The organism is Paenarthrobacter sp. DKR-5 (genome assembly GCF_018531425.1).
GTDB lineage: Bacteria > Actinomycetota > Actinomycetes > Actinomycetales > Micrococcaceae > DKR-5.
The window spans coordinates 403,863-427,970 of sequence record NZ_JAHBOI010000005.1; the positions used below are offsets into that span (position 1 = coordinate 403,863).

Genomic DNA, 24,108 nt, shown 5'->3' on the forward strand with positions numbered 1-24,108 from the left:
GCGGCTTAGGGCGGCTGCCCAAGGCGGATGCCCTGGCTAGGACATTCTAGGCGGGGGCGACAGCGTCCCAGGCCACGGTGACTTCGCCGAGCCGCCAGCGTGCCGGGCCGTCCAGCAGCGGCCACCCGGCGTCGGCGACCGTCCGGCAGGCGGTGACGAATCGCTGCCGGTTGCCGAAGGATGCCAGCGGGGCAGCTTCCAGCCACGCGCGGTCCAGCGCCTGCAGATACTCGTGGATCCGCTCACCCGGGACATTGCGGTGGATCAGCGCCTTGGGCAGCCGCTCGGCGACATCGGAGGGCAGCACGAAAGCACCGAAACGCAGCGAAATCGTCAGTGAGACGGGCCCTTGGTCATCCAGGGCCGCCCACGAGGACCGCCGGCCGATCTCGTCGCACGTCCCGTCCACGAACAGACCGCCCGGGGCCAGCCTGGATTGCACCAGCGCCCAGTGCTCGGCCACCTCCGCCTCGTCGTACTGGCGCAGCACGTTGAAGGCACGCACGACGACGGGCTGCCGCCGGGTGGGAATCTCGAAACCGCCCTGCCGGAACATGAGCCCCGGCCGCTCCAGCGGCAGGGCCGCACGCACGCGCTCGGGCTCAATTTCGATGCCGACCACCCGCACCTCGGGCTGGACGCGGCTGAGGCGTTCGTGGAGTTCGACGGCGGTGGTCGGGGAGGCCCCGTAGCCAAGATCGACGACGAGCGGGCGACCATGCCGCCTCAGGCGCCAGCCCTGCGGGCCGGCAAGCCAGCGGTCCACCCGGCGCAGGCGGTTGGGGTTGGTGGTGCCGCGGGTCACGGTGCCGACGGGCCGTCCCGGCCGTCTGGTTCTCGCTCCCTGCACGCCGTTAAGCGTAGCGGGACGGAAGCCCCCTCCCTTGCACGGTGTGCCACCGTTCACAGTTCGGCCGCGATGTGCGGGCCCTTCGGCCGATGGGGCAGACTTATGCCATGACCACTTACAAGTTGATTCTGCTGCGACATGGCCACAGCGAATGGAACGCGAAGAACCTCTTCACCGGGTGGGTGGATGTGGACCTCAACGACCAGGGCCGCGCCGAGGCCGTCCGCGGCGGCGAGCTGCTGGTGGAGAACAACCTCCTGCCGGACATTGTCTACACCTCGCGCCAGAAGCGCGCCATCAACACCGCCAATCTGGCCCTCGCGGCCGCCGACCGCGGCTGGATCGACGTCAAGCGCAGCTGGCGCCTGAACGAGCGCCACTACGGTGCGCTGCAGGGCAAGGACAAGGCGCAGACCCTGGCCGAATTCGGCGAGGAGCAGTTCATGACCTGGCGCCGGTCCTACGACACCCCGCCGCCGCCCCTGCCGGACGACAGCGAGTTCTCCCAGGTAGGGGACCCGCGGTACGCCGAACTCGGCAACGACATTCCCCGGACGGAATGCCTCAAGGACGTGCTGAACCGGCTGCTGCCGTACTGGGAATCGGACATCTCCAAGGACGTGAAGGCGGGCAAGACCGTGCTGATCGCCGCCCACGGCAACAGCCTGCGCGCGCTCGTGAAGCACCTGGACGGGATCAGCGACGAGGACATCGCCGGCCTGAACATCCCCACCGGCATCCCGCTGGTGTACGAACTTGACGAGGACCTCAAGCCGGTCAAGCGCGGCGGGACCTACCTGGACCCGGAAGCAGCCGCAGCCTCGATCGAAGCGGTCAAGAACCAGGGCAAGAAGTAGCGGTAAGAGCAAACGGCGGGGCGGATCCTTTCGGATCCGCCCCGCCGTTCGTGTTGCTGCACGGTGTGTCCTGCGGCTACTGGTGCGTGAAGCCCTCGGGCTGCCACTGGCCGGTGACCAGATAGGTGACCTTGCGGGCGACCGAGACCCCGTGGTCCGCGAAACGTTCGAAGTAACGGCTGGCCAGGGCGACGTCGACCGTCGTCGAGGGGGACTCAGCCCAGTCGGCCGCGGCGATGGCTTTGAACACGCTCAGGTGCAGTTCGTCCACGCGGGCGTCAGCGGACTGGATCTCCGTGGCCAGGGCCAGTTCGCGGGTCTCCAGCAGGCGGGTGACCTTCTTGGCGATGTCGATGTCCAGATGAGCGAGCTCCCGGAACGTCTCGGCCAGCGGGCCAGGAATGACGTTCGCGGGGTAGCGCAGGCGGGCGAGTTGGGCCACATGCCGGGCCAGGTCTCCCATGCGCTCCAGTGAGGCGCTCATTCGCAGCGCGCCGACGATCATGCGCAGGTCGCTGGCGACGGGTCCCTGCAGGGCGAGGATGTCGATGGCGCGCTCATCGAGGTCGTTCTGGAGGAAGTCGATCCGTGCGTCGGCCGCAATCACATCCTGCGCCAGTTCCGTGTCAGCGCTTTCGAAGGCGGTGACGGCCTTCTCCATTGCCTCGGAGACGAGGGTGCCGATCTCGATCAGCTCTTCGCCAACCTGGGTCAGCTCGGCCTGGAATACCTTGCGCACGGAAAAGTCCTTTCACTGATGTACCTCTGCCACAGCAGAGCTGCCACAGTCCTGCCGGCCAGAATTCCAGTGCCAGGTGAACAGACCGGCACGGTTAAATGAACGTTAGTTGAACCGTGCCGGGATTGTCATTCCTGCAGATCCCGGGCGTTTTCATGAGCATAAGCTAGAGGCGTGGATCCTGTGCTCATCGGCGTCATCGCCGGCATTGTCGGCCTGGCGCTCGGCGTGTTCGGGGTACTCGCCTTCAACCTCAGCGAGCGGCAGCGCAAGGAAATCGTCGACGTCGGCGAGCCGACCCTGCCGGACGGCGCGGCGGAGGTGCTCTCCGTCGTCGGCAAGGCCTTCGTCGTGGTGGACACGGTCGACGGCGTCGTCCGGGCCAGCCCCGCCGCATACGCTTACGGCCTCGTCCGCGGGCACACCGTGGTGCACCGCCAACTGTTGGAAATGACCGGCCGGGTCCGCCGCGACGGCGTCATCGAGGAACGCCAGCTGGAGTTGCCGCGAGGACCTTTCGGGCAGGGCGCCATCATTGTGCAGGTCCGGGTGGCGCCGCTGGGGGAGGAGTACATCCTGCTCCTGGCCGACGACCGGACGGAAATCACGCGCACCGAGGAGATCCGCAACGATTTCGTCGCCAACGTCTCGCATGAACTGAAGACGCCCGTGGGCGCCATTTCGCTGCTCGCCGAGGCACTCGAAGCCTCCCCCGACGACGAAGAAGCGGTGCGCCGGTTCGCGAAGCGGATGCACAAGGAATCGGCACGGTTGGCGGCCTTGGTGCAGGACATCATCGAACTCTCCCGGCTGCAGGGCGCCGACATTGTCCAGCAGGGCCATCCGGTGCAGCTCGGCGCCGTGCTGACGGAAGCCGTGGACCGCTGCAAGCTCCCCGCGGAGGCAAAGAACATCCGGGTGGTGCTCGGCAACGGAGCCGACTGCGTCGTCTTCGGGGACGCGGACCTGCTCGTCACTGCCTTCCGGAACCTGATCGACAACGCCATCCGCTACTCCCCGGAGAACACCACTGTGGGGGTTGGTGTGCGGGTGAAGGACGGGCTCGTCGCCGTCTCCGTCACCGACCGCGGCGACGGGATGACCGAAGAGGAACAGGAGCGCGTCTTCGAACGGTTCTACCGCGTGGACGCCGCCCGTTCCCGGCACACCGGCGGCACCGGACTCGGCCTGAGCATCGTCAAGCACGTGGTGTCCAACCACGGCGGCGAAGTGAGCGTCTGGTCCCAGCCGGGCCAGGGGTCCACTTTCACCGTCCGGCTGCCGGAGATGGACCGGGGCGAAGCGGGCACCACTGCCGCCGTCGGGCCGCGTGCCGCTCAGGGCACGGAGAACAAGCAGGACGCCGGTTCCGGCGTCCCCGAACAAGGAGTCACTGCGTGAGCAGGATCTTGATAGTGGAGGACGAAGAGTCCTTCAGCGACCCGCTGTCGTACCTGTTGGGCAAGGAGGGGTTCGAAGTCGCCGTCGTCGACAACGGGACCGACGCCCTGCTCGAATTCGACCGGGCCGGCGCCGACCTGGTGCTGCTGGATCTGATGCTTCCGGGCACCTCGGGCACCGAGGTGTGCCGTCAGCTGCGGCAGCGCTCCAGCGTGCCGGTGATCATGCTGACAGCCAAGGACTCGGAGATCGACAAGGTGGTGGGCCTGGAGCTGGGAGCCGACGACTACGTCACGAAGCCCTACTCCTCGCGCGAACTCGTGGCGCGGGTCCGGGCCGTCCTGCGCCGGCAGGGCGAGCCGGAGGAGCTGATGACCTCGACCGTCCAGGCGGGTCCGGTCCGAATGGACGTGGAGCGGCACGTGGTGTCCGTGGGCGGCGAACAGGTCTCGCTGCCGCTGAAGGAATTCGAGCTGCTGGAAATGCTCCTGCGCAACTCGGGCCGGGTGCTCACCCGCGGCCAGCTGATTGACCGGGTCTGGGGCTCGGATTACGTGGGGGACACCAAGACCCTTGACGTGCACGTGAAGCGGCTGCGCAGCAAGATCGAACCGGACCCCTCCAACCCGCGCTACTTGGTGACGGTCCGCGGCCTCGGCTACAAGTTCGAGCCCTAAGCCTCGGCCGCGCGCCTGACGCTTAACAGGTGAGGGTCCCGCCAGCCGGCGGGACCCTCACCTGTTTAAGCCATGAAGCCTAGCTGGAAGCGCTCGGGGACGGCGTCGCGGACTCGGAGGCTCCCGGGGTTGCCTTCTCGGTGCTGGACGCTTTCTCGGTGCTGGACGGCTTGGCCGAGCCGGACGGCGAGGGCGTGGGCAGGTACTGCTGGTACTCCTTCAGCGTCCCGTCCAGGACGGGGATCTTCACGTCCTGGCTCTGGTTCGTGCCGCTCTCGGAGAAGTTCAACTGCACCAGGGAACCGGGCTGGCCGCCGGTGGTGCTCAGCATCGCGGGATCGGAGGCCTCGGTCAGGAGGGTCTCGCCGTTCGCCTTGACCGGGACCGAGGTTTCTGAGCCGGTCGCGCCGCGGACCGTCAGCGTGACGCTCTGGGAGGAGGAGTTGAACACGGCGCCGATCAGGCGGCCCGGCTTGTTCTCCCCGGTGGAGACGATCACCATGTTGCGCAGCTGCAGCGGCCCGACGTTGGCGTTGATGCCGTCAGTGACGTTCTGGATCTTCGTCGTTTCCTGGGGCGTGATGTAGCCGCAGCCGGTGACTGACAGCAGACCGACGCCGATCGCTGCAATCACGCTGGCTCGCCGGGCTTGGGTCATGGCGGCGAATCTCACGTTTGTAACTCCTCAAAAGGGGGAAAACACTTCAGGGCTGTCACCGCATAGCCTATCGTTATTCGCCGTCCACTCCCGCCTCCGTGTCGGTGTGCACGTTCACATCCGAGCCGGTGCAGGCGCGCGCGATGCACTTTTTCGGCGCCCCGTCAAGGGTCAATTTTGGGTCCGGCGGACCGCCGCCCGGCCTCTGACCTGCACAAACGCATTCTGTAGGTATCCGAATCGTGATAAACTTGCCTGTGGGAAAGGGGAAAATCCACATGGTATTTGAGGTCGGCGAGACAGTTGTTTACCCTCACCACGGCGCAGCGAAGATCGAGGAGATCAAGATGCGCACCATCAAGGGCGAAGAGAAAATGTATCTCAAGCTCAAGGTGGCCCAAGGTGATCTGACCATCGAAGTACCGGCAGAGAATGTTGACCTGGTTGGGGTCCGCGACGTGGTCGGCAAGGAAGGCCTCGAGCACGTGTTCGACGTCCTCCGGGCTGAATTCACCGAGGAACCCACCAACTGGTCGCGCCGGTACAAGGCAAATCTGGAGAAGCTGGCTTCCGGCGATGTGATCAAGGTTGCGGAGGTCGTCCGCGACCTGTGGCGCCGCGACCACGACCGCGGGCTTTCAGCAGGCGAAAAGCGCATGCTGGCCAAGGCGCGTCAGATTCTGATCTCCGAGCTCGCGCTCGCTGAGAAGACGGACGAGGAAAAGGCGGCCGAGGTCCTCGACGAGGTTCTCGCGTCCTAAGTTTCCGAGCTATTCATTCTGTCCCGGGCACCCCAGGTGCCTGGGACATTGTGTTTTAAGGGACGGGTCGCCGTCCCCCGAGCCTCCTCGCCGTCGCCGGGCCCGCCGCCGTCGTCGCCCGGGCCGCGGCGCGGGGAGGTGGAAAGCCCGTGCCGCGCGCGAAGCTGCCGCTTTCGGAGCTTTGTCCTCCTCCCGCGAAGTTCAGGGTCCGCGCACCGGTCCGCGGTTTGGGGGTCCGGAGCAGCCCCCGCTGCCGGTCGGGTAGCGTCCGGGAGGCGCGTCCGGGCGGCCCGGCGCTACGCTGTGGTCATGAGCAACGTGCCCATTGAGCCTGACTCGTCCCGTCCCGTGTTCGCCATCGTCATCGTCGCAGCCGGCTCGGGCGAGCGGCTGGGCTACGGCATGCCCAAGGCGAAGGTGCCGCTGGGCGGCGAGCCGATGCTCGTTCACGCCCTGCGGGTCGCGGCTGCCTCAGGGGTGGCCCGCAAGATCTACGTCGCGGTACCGCGCGGGGACGAGGAACTGCGCCGGATCTGCGCCGGCGCTGCAGAGGCACTTCCGGAAGGCTCGCCCACAGTCAGCTGCGTCGACGGCGGCGCCACCCGCTCGGACTCGGTGCGCTCCGTGCTTGGCCAGCTCGACGCCGGCATCACCGCCGTGCTCGTCCACGACGCCGCCCGTGCCCTCACTCCCGACAGTGTCTTCCACCGGGTCGCCCACGCCATCCGGCAGGGGGCCAAGGCCGTCATCCCGGCTATCCCGGTGGTGGACACGGTCAAGACCGTCGCGAGCTCAGAGAGCGCGGACGCCGCCGTCGCTCCGGAAATCGTCGTCGGGACCACCCCGCGGGAGCGGCTGCGCGCCGTGCAGACGCCGCAGGGTTTTGACCTGGCAACGCTGCGCGAGGCCCATCACGCCGCCGGGCTGTTCACCGACGCACAGGCCGCGGCAGTCACCGATGACGCCATGCTGGTGGAATCGCTCGGCATCCCGGTGCACGTCGTCCCCGGCTCGGCGCATTCGCTGAAGATCACCACGCCCACCGATCTGCTGATCGCGGAGGCCCTGCTCGCAGGACCGCGGGCCCCGCGCTGGGTCGAAGGCTGAGGGGAGTACCGGAATGGACCTGACCAAGCTGCCGCGCACCGGCATCGGCCTCGACATCCACGCCTTTGACCCCGGAGAGAACCCGCAGCCGTTGTGGCTCGCCGGACTCCTCTGGGACGGTGAGCGCGGCCTGGCCGGGCACTCGGACGGGGACGCCGTCGCCCACGCCGCGGCTGACGCGCTCTTTTCCGCGGCCGGCATCGGCGACCTCGGAACCCACTTCGGCACCGACCGGCCCGAATACAAGGGTGCCTCGGGGGCGACGCTGCTCGCCGAAGCTGCCCGGCTCGTGCGGGAGGCGGGTTTCGGCATCGGCAACATCGCCGTGCAGTTCGTCGGCAACCGGCCCAAATTCGCTCCCCGGCGCACCGAGGCGGAAGCGGCGTTGAGCGCGGCCGCCGGCGCCCCGGTGAGTGTTTCGGCCACGACGAGCGACCGGCTCGGCTTCGCCGGCCGGGATGAAGGCATCGCCGCGGTGGCCACCGCCCTCGTCGTTCCGCTCTGAGGTTCCGCCAAGGTGCCGGCGCCCCCGCTCGGAGGCCGAAAGGCCAAGTCGGCTAATCTAGAGCAGTGACCCTGCGCTTCTATGACACCGCCACGGCCGAAGTCCGTAACTTCGTCCCCCTCCACGAGGGCAGGGCGTCCGTCTACTACTGCGGTGCCACGGTGCAGGGCGAACCGCACATCGGGCACCTCCGCTCGGCCCTGGTCTTCGACCAGCTGACCCGCTGGCTCGAGTACAGCGGCTACCGCACCACAGTGATCCGCAACGTCACCGACATTGACGACAAGATCCTCGCCAAGGCCCTCGACGGCGGCGAGAACTGGTGGGCCCTTGCCTACCGGTTCGAGCAGGCCTTCGAGGACGCCTACGACGCGCTCGGCGTCGGCCGCCCGGACTACGAGCCTCGGGCCACCGGCCACATTCCGGAGATGCACCGCCTGATCCAGGAGCTCATCGACGGCGGCCACGCCTACCCGGCGTTGGACGGCTCGGGGGATGTGTATTTCGACGTCCGCTCCTGGGGCCGGTACGGATCCCTCACCCACCAGTCGGTGGAGGAAATGCAGGACGCGCCCGACGCCGACCCGCGGGGCAAGCGCGACCCCCGCGACTTCGCGCTGTGGAAGGGGCACAAGGAGTCCGAACCAGAGTCGGCGGCGTGGACGAGCCCGTGGGGAGCGGGCCGGCCCGGCTGGCACCTGGAGTGCTCTGCGATGGCAGGCAAGTACCTCGGCGACGCCTTCGACATCCACGGCGGAGGCCTTGACCTGCGCTTCCCGCACCACGAGAACGAGATGGCCCAGTCGCAGGCATCAGGACGCGCCTTCGCGACTTTCTGGCTGCACAACGGACTGGTGACCTACGCCGGCGAAAAGATGAGCAAGTCGATCGGCAACACCGTGGGTCCGCGCGACCTCTTCGAGCAGGCCCGGCCCCTGGTGGTCCGCTACTACCTCGGCCAGGCGCAGTACCGCTCAGTCCTGGACTACCGGCCGGAGTCGCTCACCGAGGCGGCCGCCGCCGTCGAGCGGATCGAAGGGTTCATGCTCAAGGGCACCCGCAAGCTTGGCTCCGGCTGGACCGCACCGGACCGCGCGGAGTGGGCTGTCCCCGAATACTTCGCAGCGGCCATGGACGACGACCTCAACATCCCGGCCGCGCTCGCCGTCGTGCACGAAAGCGTGCGCGCCGGCAACACCGCGTTGGCGGCGGGGGACGACGACGCCGTCCGCCAGGCCCTCGCGGACCTGACCGCCATGCTCGGGGTGCTCAACATCAACCCGCTTGACGAGCACTGGAGCGACTCCGGCGGCGACGGCGCCGCCCACCGGGCGCTGGACGCGCTGGTGCGGTCCCGCCTCGACGAGCGCCGTCAGGCACGCGCCGACAAGGACTGGGCGCGGGCCGACAGAATCCGCGATGCACTCGCAGCCGCGGGAATCAGCGTCGAAGACACAGCAGACGGGGCCGACTGGAGCCTTGGAACGGGAGCACATGATGGCCGGTAAGCAACGTCCGGGAGCAATCCGCAAGGCAAAGAAGGGGCCGACCACCGGCACCGGCGGCCACGGCCGCAAGGCCCTCGAGGGCAAGGGCCCGACCCCCAAGGCCGAGGACCGTCCGTACCACAAGGCCTACCGCGGCAAGGAACTGGCGGCGCGTTCGGCGGCCAAGCAGCCCAGCCGCGGCCTGCGCCAGGCCGCTGCCGGACGGCGCGGCAAGCCCACCGAGGAGATGGTCACCGGGCGCAACTCCGTCGTGGAGGCGCTGCGCGCCAACGTGCCCGCGAAGACGCTGTACGTCGCCGTCCGGATCGAGATGGACGACCGGGTCCGGGAGTCGCTGCAGCTGGCGGCGGACCGCAACGTGCCCGTCATGGAAGTGCACAAGCCTGAACTGGACCGCCTGACGGGCGACGCCGTGCACCAGGGCCTGGCCCTGCAGATTCCGCCCTACGAGTACCCGGACGCCGTGGACCTGGCCCAGGAGACCATCGAGAAGTGGAAGAAGGGCTACATCAACAACGCGCCCCTCTTCGTGGCGCTGGACGGAATCACCGACCCGCGCAACCTCGGCGCGATCATCCGTTCCGCCTCGGCGTTCAGCGGGCACGGCGTGGTGGTGCCGGAACGCCGCTCTGTGGGCATGACCGCCTCGGCGTGGAAGACCAGTGCCGGCGCGGCGGTCCGCGTCCCGGTCGCCAAGGCCGCCAACCTGAACAGCACCCTGAAGACCTTCAAGGACATGGGAATCTACGTGCTCGGCCTCGACGGCGAGGGCGACGTGTCGCTGCCGGACCTGACGCTGGCCCGGGAGCCGGTCTGCATCGTCGTCGGATCCGAAGGCAAAGGCCTTTCGCGGCTGGTGCGCGAGAACTGCGACCAGATTGTCTCGATCCCGATCGACTCCGCCATGGAGTCGCTCAACGCCTCCATGGCGGTCGGCATCAGCCTCTACGAGGTTTCGCGGCGCAGGTCCGGCAAGGACTGACCGTTCCGGCGGGTCACCGCTTACAGGAACGTCGCGGTGAAGCGCTAAGCTACCGGCAATAGACTGCGGCCGTACACTCGGTTGCCCCAGGGGCAGTGGTAATGAGGTTCCACCAGATGGTCATGACGGAAACTTTGGAGCCGGGCGACGGCGAGGTGCCCAGTGCGGAGCACTCGTTCGCCTATCCGCTGGGGGTCAGCCCGGCCGGCCACCGCCACGTTCCTGCTTTCCGGCTGCCGGACGCGGCCAACGTCGCCGTTTACGCCCCGGACCACGCGGCACTGAAGGTTGTGTTCCAGGCGCCGGGCGAACCGTGGCGGGAGATGGTCCTGCCCGGTTACAGCGACGGGGTGCACCACGGACTGGTCCCCATCATGCCCGCGGGCACGCGGTACGGATTCCTCCCAGCGGGGGCCGAGGTCACCAACCCCGACGCCGAAGGGGTCCAGCTTCTCCTGGACCCTTACGGGCGGGCCATTGACGAGCGCGCCGGGCAGCTGACCTCGGTGCGGGTCGGAAGGGACTTCGACTGGGGGAACGACCGTGCGCCCCGCACACCCTGGCGCAACACCGTCGTCTACGAAGCCCACGTCAAGGGCATGACCAAGCTGCACCCGGACATCCCCGCCGAGCTGCGGGGCACCTACGCCGGCATGGCGCATCCGGCCATGATCGAGTACTTGGTCTCGCTCGGCGTGACCGCAGTCCAGCTGCTCCCTGTTCACTACCACCTGGACGAGCCGCACCTGAAGGGGCTGGGGCTGACCAACTACTGGGGGTACAACTCGATCGGCTTCTTCGCCCCGCACCCGTCCTACGCGACGGAAAGGGCCCGGGCTGCCGGCCCGCACGCGGTGCAGGACGAGTTCAAGGGCATGATCAAGCTGCTTCACCAGGCAGGCCTCGAAGTGATCCTCGACGTCGTCTACAACCACACGGCCGAGGCGGGCAGGGACCTGCCGACGCTGAGCTGGCGTGGCCTGGCCGAGCAGCGCTATTACCGCGTGGACGGGCACGGCCGGTACATCGACACCACCGGCTGCGGCAACAGCCTCAATTTCAGTGAACCGCGGGTGGTCCAGCTGGTGCTGGACTCGCTGCGCTACTGGGTGGAGGAGTTCCACGTCGACGGGTTCCGCTTCGACCTGGCCGTGACGCTGTGCCGCAACGCGGCCAACGAGTTCGACCCGCATCATCCGTTCCTTGTCGCCGTCGGAGCGGACCCGGCGCTGTCCGGGACGAAGCTGATCGCCGAGCCGTGGGACGTCGGGTACGGCGGGTGGCAGACCGGACGTTTTCCGGTCGGATGGGTGGACTGGAACGACCACTTCCGGGACAACGTGCGCACCTTCTGGGTTTCGGACCGCGGGTCCCTCGAAGGCGGGGGCCTGGGATCATCGGTGGCGCGCCTGGCCGACGGGCTTTCCGGCTCCGCGGCCCTTTTCGCCGCCTCCGGCCGCGGCCAGCTGGCCTCGCTGAACATGATCACCGCCCATGACGGCTTCACCCTGGCGGACCTCGTGTCCTACGACCGCAAGCACAACGAGGACAACGGCGAGGAGAACCGGGACGGCCACAACGACAACCACAGCTACAACCACGGCGTCGAGGGCCCCACGCAGGTCGAGGAGATCCTGGCTGCCCGGGCGCAGACCAGCCGCAACATGATGGCCACGCTGATGCTCTCCCTCGGGGTGCCGATGCTCACCGCGGGCGACGAGCTCGGCCGGACTCAGCACGGCAACAACAACGCCTACTGCCAGGACAACCAGATCAGCTGGATGGACTGGACGCTGGACAAGCGGGCGCACGACATGCTGCGCAGCACAAAACGGCTGATCCGGGTCCGGCGCGAGTTCCTGGCTGCGCAGCCGTACTCCTACCCGGCCCGGAAGGACAGTTCCTACCTCTTCTGGTTCGACGAACACGGCGAAGCGATGGGCATGGACCGCTGGAACGACCCCGGGAACCGGGTGGTCCAGCTTGTCCTTGGCTCGCAGGACGGGCACCTGGACGGCCTGGTGGTCGTCAACGGCAGCGGAGCTGACCTGCAGGTGACGCTCCCGGTCTTCACCAACGATGCCGGCACCAGCCCGGCCAAATTCGAGCTGCGGCTCACCACAAGCCCGCTTCACGAGCGGCGCCAGGGCGTGCGCGTCGCGGCCGGCGAGCGGGACCTGGTCGAGGCGTTCTCGATCAACGTCTACCGCGCCTGAGCCAACGCGGCGGGCTCTGGCACAATGGCAGGCGTGCGCCGACAATCAGCAAGAGTGGCTGCGGGGCTGGCCGCACTGGCAGCCGTTGCGCTGCTGGCCGTGCTGCTGGGTTTCTTCGCCCCCGGCGCCCCCGGCGCCCCCGGCGCCCCCGGCGGTTCACGCGGGACGGCGTTGGCGCCTCCGGCGGCCTCCCCGTCGCTGACAGCCGCGCCATCGCCGTCCCCCTCAAAGCCGGCGACGGCGAATCCGTCGTCGTTGCCCCCGGTAAAGGAATCCGCGCTGCCGCCGGAGGGACGGCGGACGCTGGTCCTGATCCGGCAGGGAGGACCGTACCCGTACGCCAGGGACGGGGTGGTCTTCGGGAACCTCGAGGGGCTGCTGCCCCGCCGAGCCCGCGGCTACTATCACGAGTACACCGTCCCCACTCCGGGTTCCCCGGACCGCGGCGCACGGAGGATCATCGCCGGCACTGGCGGCGACAAGTACTACACCGCCGACCACTACGTGAGCTTCTTCTTTATCCTGGAGGGCCAGTGAAAGACCTCCACGGCGCCGGAACGTCGGCCGACGACGCCGCGCAGCAGGCCCGCAGCGCCGGCGCCCGGGTGTTCGTGGTGGACCCGGCGGACACCAAGGAACAGGTACTCGAGCAGTTCGCGCAGTCGCTGGACTTCCCCAGGCACTTCGGCCACAACCTCGACGCGCTCGCCGACTGCCTGGCCGACGTCGTGGACGGCTCGCAGGGCGGCACGACGATAGTCTGGCGGGTCTCCCCGGCCTTCCGGCGCACGCGCAGCTTCGTCCTGATCAAGGGCCTGCTCGCGGACACGGAGGACTACTCCCGCCGTCCGGACCCGGCAGCAGCACCCGGAGCTGAAGGCGGCGCAGGGCCGCGCCGGACGCTGCAGGTGCTGCTGGTCGACGACTGAGTCCGGTCCGGGGCCCGGCACCGGCCTCAGGCGTTGACGATGAGCCCCAGCTCCGCCTTTGATGCGAGCGCGGGGTGGCTGGGCAGCACCCGGACGGTGTAGCCAAACGGGCCGGACCGGTCGATGGAGATGTTGCCGCTGAACAACCAGCGCCCGTTCCCCAGATGCTCGGCCGCCGGGAGCTCCATCATCGACACGTCCTGCAGCTCGTCGCTTTCCAGGGCCTGGCCGTATGCCACCTCCACGCTGACGTCCTCGGGGGTGAGATCATGCAGGACCACGTAAGCGTTGACCGTGAGGGTGTCGCCGATCTGCGGGTCCTCGGTGACGCCCACCGAGTCCACGTGCTCGACCATCAGCTGCGGCCAGGAGCGGCGCACCTTTTGGACCCAGGCGGCCAGCTCCTTGGCCTGCTTGAAGCTTTCGGCGCCCGCCGCGCGGCCGGCGACGGCGGCCGGCTGGTACAGCTGCGAGACATAGTCGCGCAGCATCCGGTCCGCGGAGACGGCGGGGCCGAGGGTGGCGAGCGTGTGCTTGATCATCGCGATCCACTGATGCGGGAGGCCCTCATGGTTGGGCTCCGACGGACCGGCGGCGCCGGCTCCGACTGCGCCCTCGTCGCCGTAGAACCGCGGAGCCACATGGTTCTCCAGCAGCTCGTACAGGGCGGACGCCTCGATGTCGTCCCGCAACGTCGGGTCCGCACCGTTGTTGGCGGTCGGAATCGCCCACCCGTTGTCGCCGTCGTACATCTCGTCCCACCAACCGTCGAGCACGGAGAGGTTCAAGGCCCCGTTGATGGCAGCCTTCATCCCCGAGGTGCCGCACGCTTCCAGCGGCCGCAGCGGGTTGTTCAGCCATACGTCGCAACCCGGGAAGAGGGTGCGGGCCATCGCGATGTCGTAGTTGGGCAGGAACACGATGCGGTGCCGGACCTCGGGGTCGTCGGTGAACCGGACCAGGTCCTGGATCATCCGCTTCCCCGAGTCGTCCGCCGGGTGGGACTTGCCTGCCACCACCAGCTGGATGGGGTGGTCCTCGTTCAGCAGCAGCGCCTTCAGCCGTTCCGGTTCACGCAGCATCAGGGTCAGCCGCTTGTAGGTGGGCACGCGACGCGCGAAGCCGATGGTCAGGATGTCCGGATCGAGCACCGAATCCGTCCACGCCAGCTCGGCGTCGGCTGCACCCCGCTTCTTCCAGGAGGCCCGCAGGCGCCGCCGGACGTCCTCGACCAGGGCCACCCGCAGTTTCCGCCGCAGGGCCCACACGTCCTCGTCACGCACGTTGTAGACCAGGTCCCAGCGGCCGTTGGCCTCGGCGTCGGCACCGAAGCGCTCGCGGGCCAGTCCGCTGATCTTCGGGTCCACCCAGGTGGGGACGTGGACGCCGTTGGTGACCGAGGTGATCGGCACTTCCTGGTGGTCGAAGCCCGGCCACAGTCCGGCGAACATTTCCCGGGAGACGACGCCGTGCAGCTTGGCGACGCCATTGGCCCGCTGGGCCAGGCGCAGGCCCATGACCGCCATGTTGAAGACCCCGGGAGTGCCGCCGTCGTAGTTCTCGGCGCCGAGCGCCAGGACGTTGTCCAGCGGGACCGCCGGTGCCAGGCCCGCCGCGAAGAAATGCCGGATCAGGGCTGCGTCGAAACGGTCGATGCCGGCCGGGACAGGGGTGTGCGTGGTGAACACAGTGGAAGCACGTCCGGCGGCGAGAGCCTCGTCCCAGCTCAGCGGGGAGGAGGTGACCTCCGGGTCCATCAGCTCGCAAATGCGCTCGATGCCCAGGAATCCTGCGTGACCCTCGTTGGTGTGGAACACTTCCGGTGCCGGTGCTCCGGTAATGCGCTGGAAGATCCGCAGTGCCTTGACGCCGCCCATGCCCAGCAGCAGTTCCTGCTGAAGGCGGTGGTGGGCGCCGCCGCCGTAGAGCCGGTCGGTCACCCCGCGGGCCGCGTCGTCGTTGCCGGGGACGTTCGAGTCGAGCAGCAGCAGCGGCACCCGGCCGACGTCGGCGCGCCAGATGTGGGCCAGCAGCCGGCGTCCGTCAGGCAGCGGCAACTCGATCTGCGCCGCGCTGCCGTCGCGCTCGCGGAGCAGCGTCAGCGGCAGGCCGTCCGGGTCAACCACCGGATAGGTTTCCTGCTGCCAGGCGTCCCTGGAAAGTGACTGCTTGAAATAGCCTGCCTGGTAGAGCAGGCCGACGCCGATCAGCGGCACCCCGAGGTCCGAGGCGGCTTTCAGATGGTCGCCGGCGAGGATGCCCAGGCCGCCCGAATACTGGGGCAGCACCTCCGTGATGCCGAACTCGGGGGAGAAGTAGGCAATGCACCGGGGAGCGGATTCGCCCAGGCTCTGGTACCAGCGCGGTTCGTCGAGGTACTCGTTGAGGTCCGCCGCGGCTTCCTGCACCCGTGCGACGACGCTGCTGTCATTCGCCAGGCGCTGCAGCTGGGACCGGGAGACTGAGCCGAGGAAGGTGACCGGATCCCGCCGGCTCTCCTCCCAGAGAACCGGATCGAGACTGGCGAAAAGCTCCCTCGTCGGCTGATGCCAGGACCAGCGCAGATTGACGGCAAGTTTCGCCAATTGCGCGATCGATTCGGGAAGCACAGTGCGGACGGTGAACCTACGGATTGCCTTCACGAGCGCAACCCTAACGCACATACCTCGCGGCCAGAACAGCAACAGATTTCTTTTTGCTAAATGACAGCCGGCGGCACGGCGCGGGGCCTTAAAAGGGAAGGACCCTTAGCAATTCCTCAGGATTCTCGCTAACGTTCAGGGTGTGACGAGTCCCAAGGTGTTGCAAGCAGAGGAAGCTTCCGCAGGGAAGATGGAGAACAAAGCGGCGCCGGTATCCGCGGCAACGGCAAAGCCCGGGTTCACGGACGGACTGCGGTTCGGCCGGATCCCGATCACGGCCGTGTCGCCGGTGGTCGAGGGCGGCCGTTTCGCTGCCAAGGCGCTGCCGAACGAGGAAATCGAGGTGGCCGCGACGGTCTTCCGGGAGGGCCACGACCACCTCGGCGTCTCGGCGGTCCTGCTTGACCCGCGCGGGCGTGAGAAGGAACGCGTCCGGCTGCGCGAGGTCGGCAAGGGCCTGGACCGGTGGAAGGGCACCCTGACGCCGACGTCCGTGGGCAACTGGTCCTTCGTCATCGAGGGCTGGTCGGATCTGTACGACACCTGGCACCATAACGCCGTCGTGAAGATCGAAGCCGACGTCGACGTCGAACTCATGCTGGCGGAAGGCTCGGCCCTGCTGGCGAAGGCGGCGCAGGATACCTTCCGCAGTGCCGCCGACCGCAGGACCCTGCGCGCGGCCGCCATCAAGCTCGCCGAACCCGACACCGACGTATCCGAGCGTCTCCGCGCCGGCATCAGCGCCGACGTCCTCGCGGCCGTGGAACGCCAGCCCATCCGCGACCTCGTCACCGTCAGCGAGGCCTACCCGCTCAAGGTCGAACGGGACCGGGCCGGCCGCGGCGCCTGGTACGAGTTCTTCCCCCGCTCCGAAGGCGCCCGCTTCGACCACGAGTCCGGCAAATGGATTTCCGGCACGTTCGCGACCGCCGCACACCGGCTCGACGCCGTCGCAGCCATGGAGTTCGACGTTATCTACCTGCCTCCGATCCACCCGATCGGCACCGTGCACCGGAAGGGACCGAACAACTCACTGGTTGCGGGCCCGGACGACCCGGGCTCGCCGTGGGCGATTGGCTCCGCCGACGGCGGCCACGACGCGATCCACCCGGACCTCGGCGGCTTCGGCGACTTCGACGCGTTCGTGGCCAGGGCCAACGAGCTCGGCCTTGAGGTCGCACTTGACCTCGCACTGCAGGCTGCCCCGGACCACCCCTGGGTGAAGGCACACCCGGAATGGTTCACCACCCGCGTGGACGGCAGCATCGCGTACGCCGAGAACCCGCCAAAGAAGTACCAGGACATCTACCCGCTGAACTTCGACAACGACCCCCAGGGCCTGTCGAAGGAGATCCTGCGCACCGTGCTGCTGTGGATCCGGCACGGCGTGAAGATCTTCCGTGTGGACAACCCGCACACCAAGCCTGTCTGGTTCTGGGAGTGGCTGATCGGCAAGGTCAACGCCCGCCACCCCGACGTCGTTTTCCTCGCCGAAGCCTTCACCCGTCCGGCGATGATGCATGCGCTGGGCCGCGCCGGCTTCCAGCAGTCCTACAGCTACTTCACCTGGCGCAACACGAAGGAAGAGCTGGCGGAGTACCTCACCGAGGTCAGCCACGAGAGCCCGGCGTTCTACCGGCCGAACTTCTTCGTGAACACCCCGGACATCCTGACCGAATACCTGCAGTACGGCGGTCCGGCCGCCTTCAAGATCCGGGCCGTGCTGGCAGCCATGGCCAGCCCGCTCTGGGGGGTCTATGCCGGTTACGAGCTCTACGAGCACGTCGCCCGGCCGGGCGCGGAGGAATACCTGGACAACGAGAAGTTCCAGTACCGTCCCCGCGACTTCGCCGGCGCGGAAGCTGCCGGGCGCTCGCTGGCGCCGTACCTGACCCGCCTGAACCAGATCCGCCGAGAGCACCCGGCCCTGATGGACCTGCAGAACGTGACCATCCATTCGAGCACCGACGACGCGACCCTGGTGTTCTCAAAGCACAAGAACATCCGCGGGCCCAAGGGCGACGTCGTGGCCAAGGACACCGTCATCGTCGTGGTGAACCTCGATCCGCACAGCGCCCGCGAAGGCGCCGTGGACCTGGACCTCGCCGCCCTGCAGCTGGATCCGGACGAAGCCAACCCGGACGGCACGTTCCGGGTCGATGATCTGCTCAGCGGTGAAAGCTGGCAATGGGGGCAATACAACTACGTCCGGCTCGATGCACACACTGAGCCGGCGCACATCCTTTCCATTCGGAGGTCTCAGTGAGCTTCGGTTCGCAAAACACGGCAACACAATTCAATCTCAGTGCCCCCGGCCTGCAGCACGACCCGAACTGGTACCGCAAAGCGGTCTTTTACGAGGTGCTGGTCCGCGGGTTCGCCGATGCCAACGGGGACGGCTCCGGCGATTTCTCCGGGCTCATCGAACGGCTGGACTACCTGCAGTGGCTCGGCGTCGACTGCCTGTGGCTGCCGCCGTTCTTCCAGTCTCCGCTGCGCGACGGCGGCTATGACATCTCCGACTATTACTCCGTGCTGGACGAGTTCGGCACCATCAGCGATTTCAAGCGCCTGGTCGCCGAGGCCCACGCCCGCGGCGTCCGCGTCATCATCGACCTGCCGCTGAATCACACCTCGGACCAGCACCCGTGGTTCCTCGCGTCCCGGGAGGACCCGGAAGGTCCCTACGGGGACTTCTATGTGTGGAGCGACACCGACGAGAAGTACCAGGATGCCCGGATCATTTTCGTGGACACGGAGGAATCCAACTGGACCTTCGATCCGGTCCGCCGGCAGTTTTTCTGGCACCGGTTCTTCAGCCACCAGCCGGACCTGAACTTCGAGAATCCGAAGGTCGTCGAGGCCGTGTTCGACGTCGTGAAGTTCTGGCTCGACCAGGGCATCGACGGCTTCCGCGCCGACGCGATTCCGTACCTCTTCGAGGAAGAGGGAACGAACTGCGAGAACCTGCCCGGCACGCACGAATTCCTGCGGAACCTGCGGGCCATGGTGGACGAGCTCTACCCGGGCCGCGTGATCATCGCGGAGGCCAACCAGCCCCCGCACGAGGTGGTGGAGTACTTCGGCACGGAGGAAGCGCCGGAATGCCACATGGCCTTCCACTTCCCGATCATGCCCCGGCTGTACTACGCGCTGCGGGACCAGAAGGCCGCGCCCATCATCGACACGATGGAGGACACCCCGGACATCCCCGAGGGCGCCCAGTGGGGCACCTTCCTGCGCAACCACGACGAGCTTACCCTCGAAATGGTCACCAACGCCGAGCGTGAGGCCATGCTCGGCTGGTACGCACCCGACTCGCGGATGCGCGCCAACATCGGCATCCGCCGCCGCCTGGCGCCGCTGCTGGACAACTCGAGGGCCGAAATCGAGCTCATCAACGCGCTCCTGCTGTCGCTGCCGGGCAGCCCCTTCCTCTACTACGGGGACGAGATCGGCATGGGCGAGAACATCTGGCTCGAGGACCGCGACGCGGTTCGCACACCGATGCAGTGGAACCCGGACCGCAACGCCGGCTTCTCCAGCGCCGATCCCGGAAAGCTGTACCTGCCGGTGATCCAGTCGCTCGTCTACCACTTCAACCACGTCAATGTGGAGGCCCAGGCCGCGCACTCCGGGTCGCTGCTGCACTGGACGCGGCAGATCCTCAACGTCCGGCGCGCGCATCCTGCCTTCGGCCTTGGCGGTTACCGCAACGTGGAGACGGACTCCGAGTCGGTGCTCGCCTACCTGCGCGAACTCCCCGAGTCGAACGCGGCGGGGGAGCAGCCGGAGTCCATCCTGTGCGTGTTCAACCTGTCCCAGCACCCCGTGGCGGCGACGCTGCGCATGCCCTACTTCTCCGGCCGCGGCCTCCGGGACGTCTTTGGTGGGGTGCCGTTCCCGCAGATCGGGGAGGACGGGACGCTGACCCTTACCCTGGGAAGCCACGATTTCTACTGGCTGCGCGTGCGTTCGGCGGCGTCGAACCCGTCGTCGCCGCTGACCCAGGCAATACCGGTAATTCCATTGCCGCGAGCGAAAGCGGTAGAAGGAGGCGAAGTCGGATGACCACGGAGGCTGCCCTGATCCCGCCGTTGGCGGAACTGCTGAGCGCCTGGCTGCCCGCCCAGCGCTGGTTCCCGGCCAAGGGACAGGAGGCAGCCGTGCGCCTTTTGGGCGCCATCCGCCTCGAGGATCCTGCGGGCGCCGTCGGGCTGGAAATCCAGCTGGTCGCCGTCGACGCCGGGGACCGCACGGTCGTCCTGAACGTGCCGTTGAGCTTCCGGACCGAGCAGCTGTCCGGCGCCGAACTGGCCCTTGTCGGCCAGACCGGCTACGGGGACCTCGGTACGCGCTGGGTCTACGACGCCGCGCATGACCCGGTCTTCATCGACGCATGGCTGGACTTGATGCGGTCGGGTACGACGACGGCGGACGGCGGCGCCGAGGGCCACGCAAGCGCGGCGCTGAAGGCAGCGAAAGGCCATGGGGGTCTGGGCCGCAGCCGGGTGCTGACCGGAGAGCAGTCGAACACCTCGGTCATCGTCCCCGACGGGGACATCCCCCTGATTCTGAAGTTCTTCCGCGTCGCCGCCGCCGGCGGCAACCCGGAGGTGGAAGTCGGCGCCGCCTTGACGGACATCGGCTGCAGCGAAGTGCCGGCGACCCACGGGTGGGTCACCGGCCGCTGGCAGGACGCCACCGGCAAGGAAGTCAGCGGACACCTCGGCGTCGCCAACGAATTCGTCAGCCGCAGCGAAGACGCGTGGCGGATCGCTTCCGCCGCCGCTGCCGGCCGGAAGGACTTCAAGGAAGCAGCCGGCCAGCTGGGCGAGGCGACCGCCGTTGTCCATCAGCGCCTGGGCCAGGCGTTCGGGAGCAACGCGCCGGACGACGCGCAGCGGCGCACCTTCCTGGACGCCCTCAGCCGGCGAATCACGTGGGAGTGGGCTGAGGTCCGGACCGCCGTTGGCCCCTATGACACTGCCATCAACAAGGTCCTGGCGGACCTCGACACGGTGGGCGACCTGCCGGAGTTGCAGCGGATCCATGGCGACTTCCATCTGGGCCAGGTGCTGTACGTACCCGACTCGGAGCACCACCCTTGGCGCATCCTCGACTTCGAGGGAGAGCCCCTGCGCCCGGTGGCGGAACGTCACGCCAACGATGTCGCGCTGCGCGACGTGGTCGGCATGATCCGCTCGTTCGACTACGCCGCCGGCTCGGCGATGCTCGCGGGATTGAGCCAGGAAGCAGCCGTCCAGTGGTCCGACGCCTGCAAGGAGGCCTTCCTGGCCGGTTACCGCAAGGTGCTGCCCCAATCCGCCGATCCCAGCGGGCCGCTGTTCCGGGCATTGTGGCTGGACAAGGCCTTGTACGAAGTGATTTACGAGCTGCGCAACCGGCCCGACTGGCTGAAAGTGCCGGTGGAGAGCATCCGCCGCGAACTTGCGCCGCTGCAGACCAAGACGACTGAAGAAAGAGGTGCCTCGATGATGGGCGAGAAGAACCGGGTGGACGAGACGGCCCCTGCGCAGGTGCCCGCCCAGCTCCCGGGAAAGGCCGCCGAACCGGTACAGGCCGCGGCGCCGACGCCCCTTCACGTGGACGAGGACCTGCTGCGCCAGGTGGCCGACGGCGTGCACCACGCCCCGCATGCGGTGCTCGGAGCGCACCTGGACGACAATGGCAAGGTCACGGTGCGCACGCTGCGCCACCTGGCGACCGAGGTGTCTGTCGTCACCGCGACCGGCAGCTACCCGATGGAGCACGAGTACGGCGGGATCTGGGCCGCCGTCGTCGAACCCGAGGAATCAGGGCACGTGCCCGACTACCGTCTCGAGGTCACGTACGGCGACGGCAGCGTGCACACGATGGACGAGCCCTACCGCTTCCTGCCGACGCTGGGCGAGCTGGACCTGCACCTGATAGCCGAGGGCCGGCACGAGACCCTCTGGACTGTGCTCGGGGCCCATGTGCGCCACTACCACTCGGCCCTGGGCGACATTGACGGTGTTTCGTTCACCGTGTGGGCGCCGAACGCGAAGGCCGTGCGGGTGATTGCGGACTTCAACTCGTGGGACGGTCGGCACCACGCGATGCGCAGCCTCGGCTCCTCCGGAGTCTGGGAGATTTTCATCCCGGCGGCCGGCGCCGGCTCCGCGTACAAGTTCGAGATTCTCACGCGCCACGGGAACTGGATTGAGAAGGCGGACCCGATGGCCTTCGGGACCGAGGTCCCGCCGCTGACCGCCTCGCGCGTCGTCGAGTCCAGCTACAGCTTCAAGGACGGCGACTGGCTGGCGAAGCGGGCAGCTTCGGATCCGCACAACGGCCCGATGAGCGTCTACGAAGTCCACCTGGGCTCCTGGCGCCTCGGCCTGGGGTACGAGGAGCTGGCCAAGGAACTCGTCGAGTACGTGCAGTGGATGGGGTTCACCCACGTCGAGTTCATGCCCGTGGCCGAGCATCCCTTCGGCGGATCCTGGGGCTACCAGGTCACCTCGTACTACGCGCCGACCTCGCGGTTCGGGCACCCGGACCAGTTCAAGCACCTTGTCGACGCGCTGCACCAAGCGGGCATCGGCGTCATCATGGACTGGGTGCCGGCGCACTTCCCGAAGGACTCCTGGGCGCTGGCGCGGTTCGACGGCGACCCGCTCTACGAACACGCCGATCCGCGACTGGGGGAGCACCCCGACTGGGGAACGCTGATCTTCGACTTCGGCCGCCGCGAAGTGCGCAACTTCCTGGTTGCGAACGCCCTGTACTGGCTGGAGGAGTTCCACATCGACGGGCTGCGTGTCGACGCCGTCGCCTCGATGCTCTACCTCGACTACTCCCGGGAGGCCGGGCAGTGGGCGCCCAACCGGTTCGGCGGCCGGGAAAACCTTGAGGCAATTTCCTTCCTGCAGGAAATGAGCGCCACCGCCTACAAGCGCAATCCCGGCATCGTCACGATCGCCGAGGAATCCACGGCATTCCCGGGTGTCACCAAACCGACGAGTACGGGCGGCCTGGGCTTCGGCCTGAAGTGGAACATGGGCTGGATGCACGACTCGCTCGGCTACATTGCCGAGGACCCGATCAACCGCGGCTGGCACCATAACCAGGCGACGTTCTCGCTGGTATACGCCTTCACAGAGAACTTCCTGCTGCCCATCAGCCACGACGAGGTCGTGCACGGCAAGGGCTCGATGCTGCGCAAGATGCCGGGGGACCGCTGGCAGCAGTTGGCCAACCTGCGTGCCTTCCTGGCGTTCCAGTGGGCCCACCCCGGCAAGCAGCTGATCTTCATGGGCACTGAGTTCGGCCAGGAAGCCGAATGGTCCGAGCAGTACGGGCTGGACTGGTGGCTGACCGAGACGCCGCAGCACCGTGGCCTGCAGCTGATGGTCCGCAGGCTCAACGAGATCTACCAGCGGACGCCGGCGCTCTTCAAGCGCGACAACGAGCCGGCCGGTTTCGAATGGATCAACGCGAACGACGCCGAGCGGAACGTGCTTTCCTTCGTCCGCTGGGACGACGCCGGCAACCCGCTGGTCTGCGTGGTCAACTTCGCGGGCAACCCGCACCACGACTTCCGCGTCGGCATGCCGCGGGAGGGCGTGTGGACCGAGGTCCTCAACACGGACGACGAAGAGTTCGGCGGCTCAGGGGTGACCAACGGCGGAGAGGTCGAGGCAGTGCCTGAAGGCTGGGACGGAAAGCCGGCATCCGCCGTGCTGACCTTGCCGCCGCTTGGCGCGGTATACCTGGCACCCCGCAAGGCCTGAGGCATCCTCGTCCGAGGCAGGAGCCGGTTCGGATCCGAAAGGGTCCGAACCGGCTTTGTGTCCCGGGCGGAGGAGTGGTAGAGTTTATTCCCGCGCTGGTCGAAGAAGTTGGGTCAGCGGGGTTCAGGCAAACCGTCTTCCGGGCGGTCGTGCAGGTCAGCGGCATACGCCGCGAGGACGCTGAAAACCGCGGATTTGACGCCAACGGACGGCGCAGGTAAGTTTGAAAAGTTGCTCTTGCGGGATGAACCGAAAAGACAAATCGAACCGGAAACGGACGATTTGACGGGGAAGACGCGAGAGAGTAAGTTAGAGAAGTTGCCTCGGAGCGAAACGGAACTGAGAAATCAGACCGCTGAAACCGAGTGCTCCTGTTGTTTGAGAACTCAATAGTGTGCCAAGTTTGTTGATACCAAATTTTTGTTTGGTTGATTTGCTCTCCGGCCTGCCCCTGTGGGTTGGAGGGTTTTTTGGCCTTGATCGGATGTGCACCGGCTA

The 24,108-nt window shown here is 67.6% G+C and carries 18 protein-coding genes; 14 read left to right on the forward strand and 4 right to left on the reverse strand.

The features are described from left to right. Positions 1-46: 46 nt before the first annotated feature. Positions 47-850: a class I SAM-dependent methyltransferase gene (locus KIH31_RS13510; protein WP_214427645.1), complete on the reverse strand. Its 804-nt coding sequence runs from the start codon at positions 848-850 to the stop codon at positions 47-49. 107 nt (positions 851-957) lie between these two features. On the opposite strand from KIH31_RS13510, the gene KIH31_RS13515 reads away from it, so the two are divergent. Further along, positions 958-1,707, forward strand: coding sequence for a phosphoglyceromutase (locus tag KIH31_RS13515; protein ID WP_214427646.1), 750 nt, complete (start codon positions 958-960; stop codon positions 1,705-1,707). Between the two features lie 76 nt (positions 1,708-1,783). On the opposite strand, the gene phoU is transcribed toward KIH31_RS13515, so the two are convergent. After that, positions 1,784-2,446 (reverse strand): phosphate signaling complex protein PhoU, encoded by a 663-nt coding sequence (gene phoU, locus KIH31_RS13520; protein WP_214427647.1) that lies wholly within the window; start codon positions 2,444-2,446, stop codon positions 1,784-1,786. Positions 2,447-2,620: 174 nt separating this feature from the next. Between phoU and KIH31_RS13525 the strand changes: the two genes are divergently transcribed. Both KIH31_RS13525 and KIH31_RS13530 read left to right on the forward strand, forming a co-directional pair. Further along, the gene (locus KIH31_RS13525; protein WP_374224878.1) at positions 2,621-3,847 is read left to right on the forward strand and encodes a sensor histidine kinase; all 1,227 of its coding nucleotides are present in this window, start codon (positions 2,621-2,623) and stop codon (positions 3,845-3,847) included. Beyond that, positions 3,844-4,524, forward strand: coding sequence for a response regulator transcription factor (locus KIH31_RS13530; protein WP_214427648.1), 681 nt, complete (start codon positions 3,844-3,846; stop codon positions 4,522-4,524). The genes KIH31_RS13525 and KIH31_RS13530 overlap by 4 nt, the downstream gene beginning before the upstream one ends. A gap of 79 nt (positions 4,525-4,603) precedes the next feature. On the opposite strand, the gene KIH31_RS13535 is transcribed toward KIH31_RS13530, so the two are convergent. Then, positions 4,604-5,197, reverse strand: a complete 594-nt coding sequence (locus tag KIH31_RS13535) for a hypothetical protein (protein WP_307857648.1) — start codon at positions 5,195-5,197, stop codon at positions 4,604-4,606. A gap of 263 nt (positions 5,198-5,460) precedes the next feature. Here KIH31_RS13535 and KIH31_RS13540 point away from each other — a divergent pair, with 263 nt between their 5' ends. The 8 genes from KIH31_RS13540 to KIH31_RS13575 all read left to right on the forward strand — a co-directional run bounded on the left by KIH31_RS13540 (position 5,461) and on the right by KIH31_RS13575 (position 13,190). Beyond that, positions 5,461-5,943, forward strand: a complete 483-nt coding sequence (locus tag KIH31_RS13540; RefSeq protein WP_214427649.1) for a CarD family transcriptional regulator — start codon at positions 5,461-5,463, stop codon at positions 5,941-5,943. Between the two features lie 309 nt (positions 5,944-6,252). Beyond that, positions 6,253-7,050: a 2-C-methyl-D-erythritol 4-phosphate cytidylyltransferase gene (gene ispD / locus KIH31_RS13545; RefSeq protein ID WP_214427650.1), complete on the forward strand. Its 798-nt coding sequence runs from the start codon at positions 6,253-6,255 to the stop codon at positions 7,048-7,050. Positions 7,051-7,063: 13 nt separating this feature from the next. Continuing rightward, positions 7,064-7,555, forward strand: coding sequence for a 2-C-methyl-D-erythritol 2,4-cyclodiphosphate synthase (gene ispF / locus KIH31_RS13550; RefSeq protein WP_214427651.1), 492 nt, complete (start codon positions 7,064-7,066; stop codon positions 7,553-7,555). Between the two features lie 65 nt (positions 7,556-7,620). Beyond that, a complete protein-coding gene (cysS, locus tag KIH31_RS13555; protein ID WP_214427652.1) occupies positions 7,621-9,063 on the forward strand; it encodes a cysteine--tRNA ligase in 1,443 nt (480 codons plus the stop codon). Then, positions 9,053-10,045: a 23S rRNA (guanosine(2251)-2'-O)-methyltransferase RlmB gene (gene rlmB, locus KIH31_RS13560; RefSeq protein ID WP_214427653.1), complete on the forward strand. Its 993-nt coding sequence runs from the start codon at positions 9,053-9,055 to the stop codon at positions 10,043-10,045. Before cysS ends, rlmB begins: the two co-directional genes overlap by 11 nt. A gap of 122 nt (positions 10,046-10,167) precedes the next feature. Further along, positions 10,168-12,261 (forward strand): glycogen debranching protein GlgX, encoded by a 2,094-nt coding sequence (glgX, locus tag KIH31_RS13565; RefSeq protein ID WP_214427654.1) that lies wholly within the window; start codon positions 10,168-10,170, stop codon positions 12,259-12,261. 33 nt (positions 12,262-12,294) lie between these two features. After that, complete coding sequence (locus KIH31_RS13570) at positions 12,295-12,798, forward strand: ribonuclease domain-containing protein (RefSeq protein WP_307857649.1); 504 nt, start codon at positions 12,295-12,297, stop codon at positions 12,796-12,798. Beyond that, the gene (locus KIH31_RS13575; protein WP_214427656.1) at positions 12,795-13,190 is read left to right on the forward strand and encodes a barstar family protein; all 396 of its coding nucleotides are present in this window, start codon (positions 12,795-12,797) and stop codon (positions 13,188-13,190) included. The genes KIH31_RS13570 and KIH31_RS13575 overlap by 4 nt, the downstream gene beginning before the upstream one ends. A 26-nt stretch (positions 13,191-13,216) precedes the next feature. Here the strand turns inward: KIH31_RS13575 and glgP are convergent, their stop codons facing one another. Next, positions 13,217-15,832 (reverse strand): alpha-glucan family phosphorylase, encoded by a 2,616-nt coding sequence (glgP, locus tag KIH31_RS13580; RefSeq protein ID WP_214427657.1) that lies wholly within the window; start codon positions 15,830-15,832, stop codon positions 13,217-13,219. A 190-nt stretch (positions 15,833-16,022) separates the two neighbouring features. Here glgP and KIH31_RS13585 point away from each other — a divergent pair, with 190 nt between their 5' ends. From KIH31_RS13585 to glgB, 3 genes are read left to right on the forward strand one after another with little or no spacing between them, the layout of a single operon-like run. Next, positions 16,023-18,098: an alpha-1,4-glucan--maltose-1-phosphate maltosyltransferase gene (locus tag KIH31_RS13585; RefSeq protein ID WP_214427658.1), complete on the forward strand. Its 2,076-nt coding sequence runs from the start codon at positions 16,023-16,025 to the stop codon at positions 18,096-18,098. Further along, the gene (gene treS / locus KIH31_RS13590; RefSeq protein WP_214427659.1) at positions 18,095-19,903 is read left to right on the forward strand and encodes a maltose alpha-D-glucosyltransferase; all 1,809 of its coding nucleotides are present in this window, start codon (positions 18,095-18,097) and stop codon (positions 19,901-19,903) included. Before KIH31_RS13585 ends, treS begins: the two co-directional genes overlap by 4 nt. Further along, a complete protein-coding gene (gene glgB / locus KIH31_RS13595; protein ID WP_214427660.1) occupies positions 19,900-23,610 on the forward strand; it encodes a 1,4-alpha-glucan branching protein GlgB in 3,711 nt (1,236 codons plus the stop codon). Before treS ends, glgB begins: the two co-directional genes overlap by 4 nt. Positions 23,611-24,108 lie beyond the last annotated feature (498 nt).

Excerpts from the sequence above, each read along its gene's own strand:
- ispF (WP_214427651.1), top strand. The coding sequence starts at position 7,064 with ATGGACCTGACCAAGCTGCCGCGCACCGGCATCGGCCTCGACATCCAC.
- glgB (WP_214427660.1), top strand. The coding sequence starts at position 19,900 with ATGACCACGGAGGCTGCCCTGATCCCGCCGTTGGCGGAACTGCTGAGC.
- KIH31_RS13585 (WP_214427658.1), top strand. The coding sequence starts at position 16,023 with ATGGAGAACAAAGCGGCGCCGGTATCCGCGGCAACGGCAAAGCCCGGG.
- KIH31_RS13515 (WP_214427646.1), top strand. The coding sequence starts at position 958 with ATGACCACTTACAAGTTGATTCTGCTGCGACATGGCCACAGCGAATGG.
- KIH31_RS13540 (WP_214427649.1), top strand. The coding sequence starts at position 5,461 with ATGGTATTTGAGGTCGGCGAGACAGTTGTTTACCCTCACCACGGCGCA.
- rlmB (WP_214427653.1), top strand. The coding sequence starts at position 9,053 with ATGGCCGGTAAGCAACGTCCGGGAGCAATCCGCAAGGCAAAGAAGGGG.
- ispD (WP_214427650.1), top strand. The coding sequence starts at position 6,253 with ATGAGCAACGTGCCCATTGAGCCTGACTCGTCCCGTCCCGTGTTCGCC.
- glgX (WP_214427654.1), top strand. The coding sequence starts at position 10,168 with ATGACGGAAACTTTGGAGCCGGGCGACGGCGAGGTGCCCAGTGCGGAG.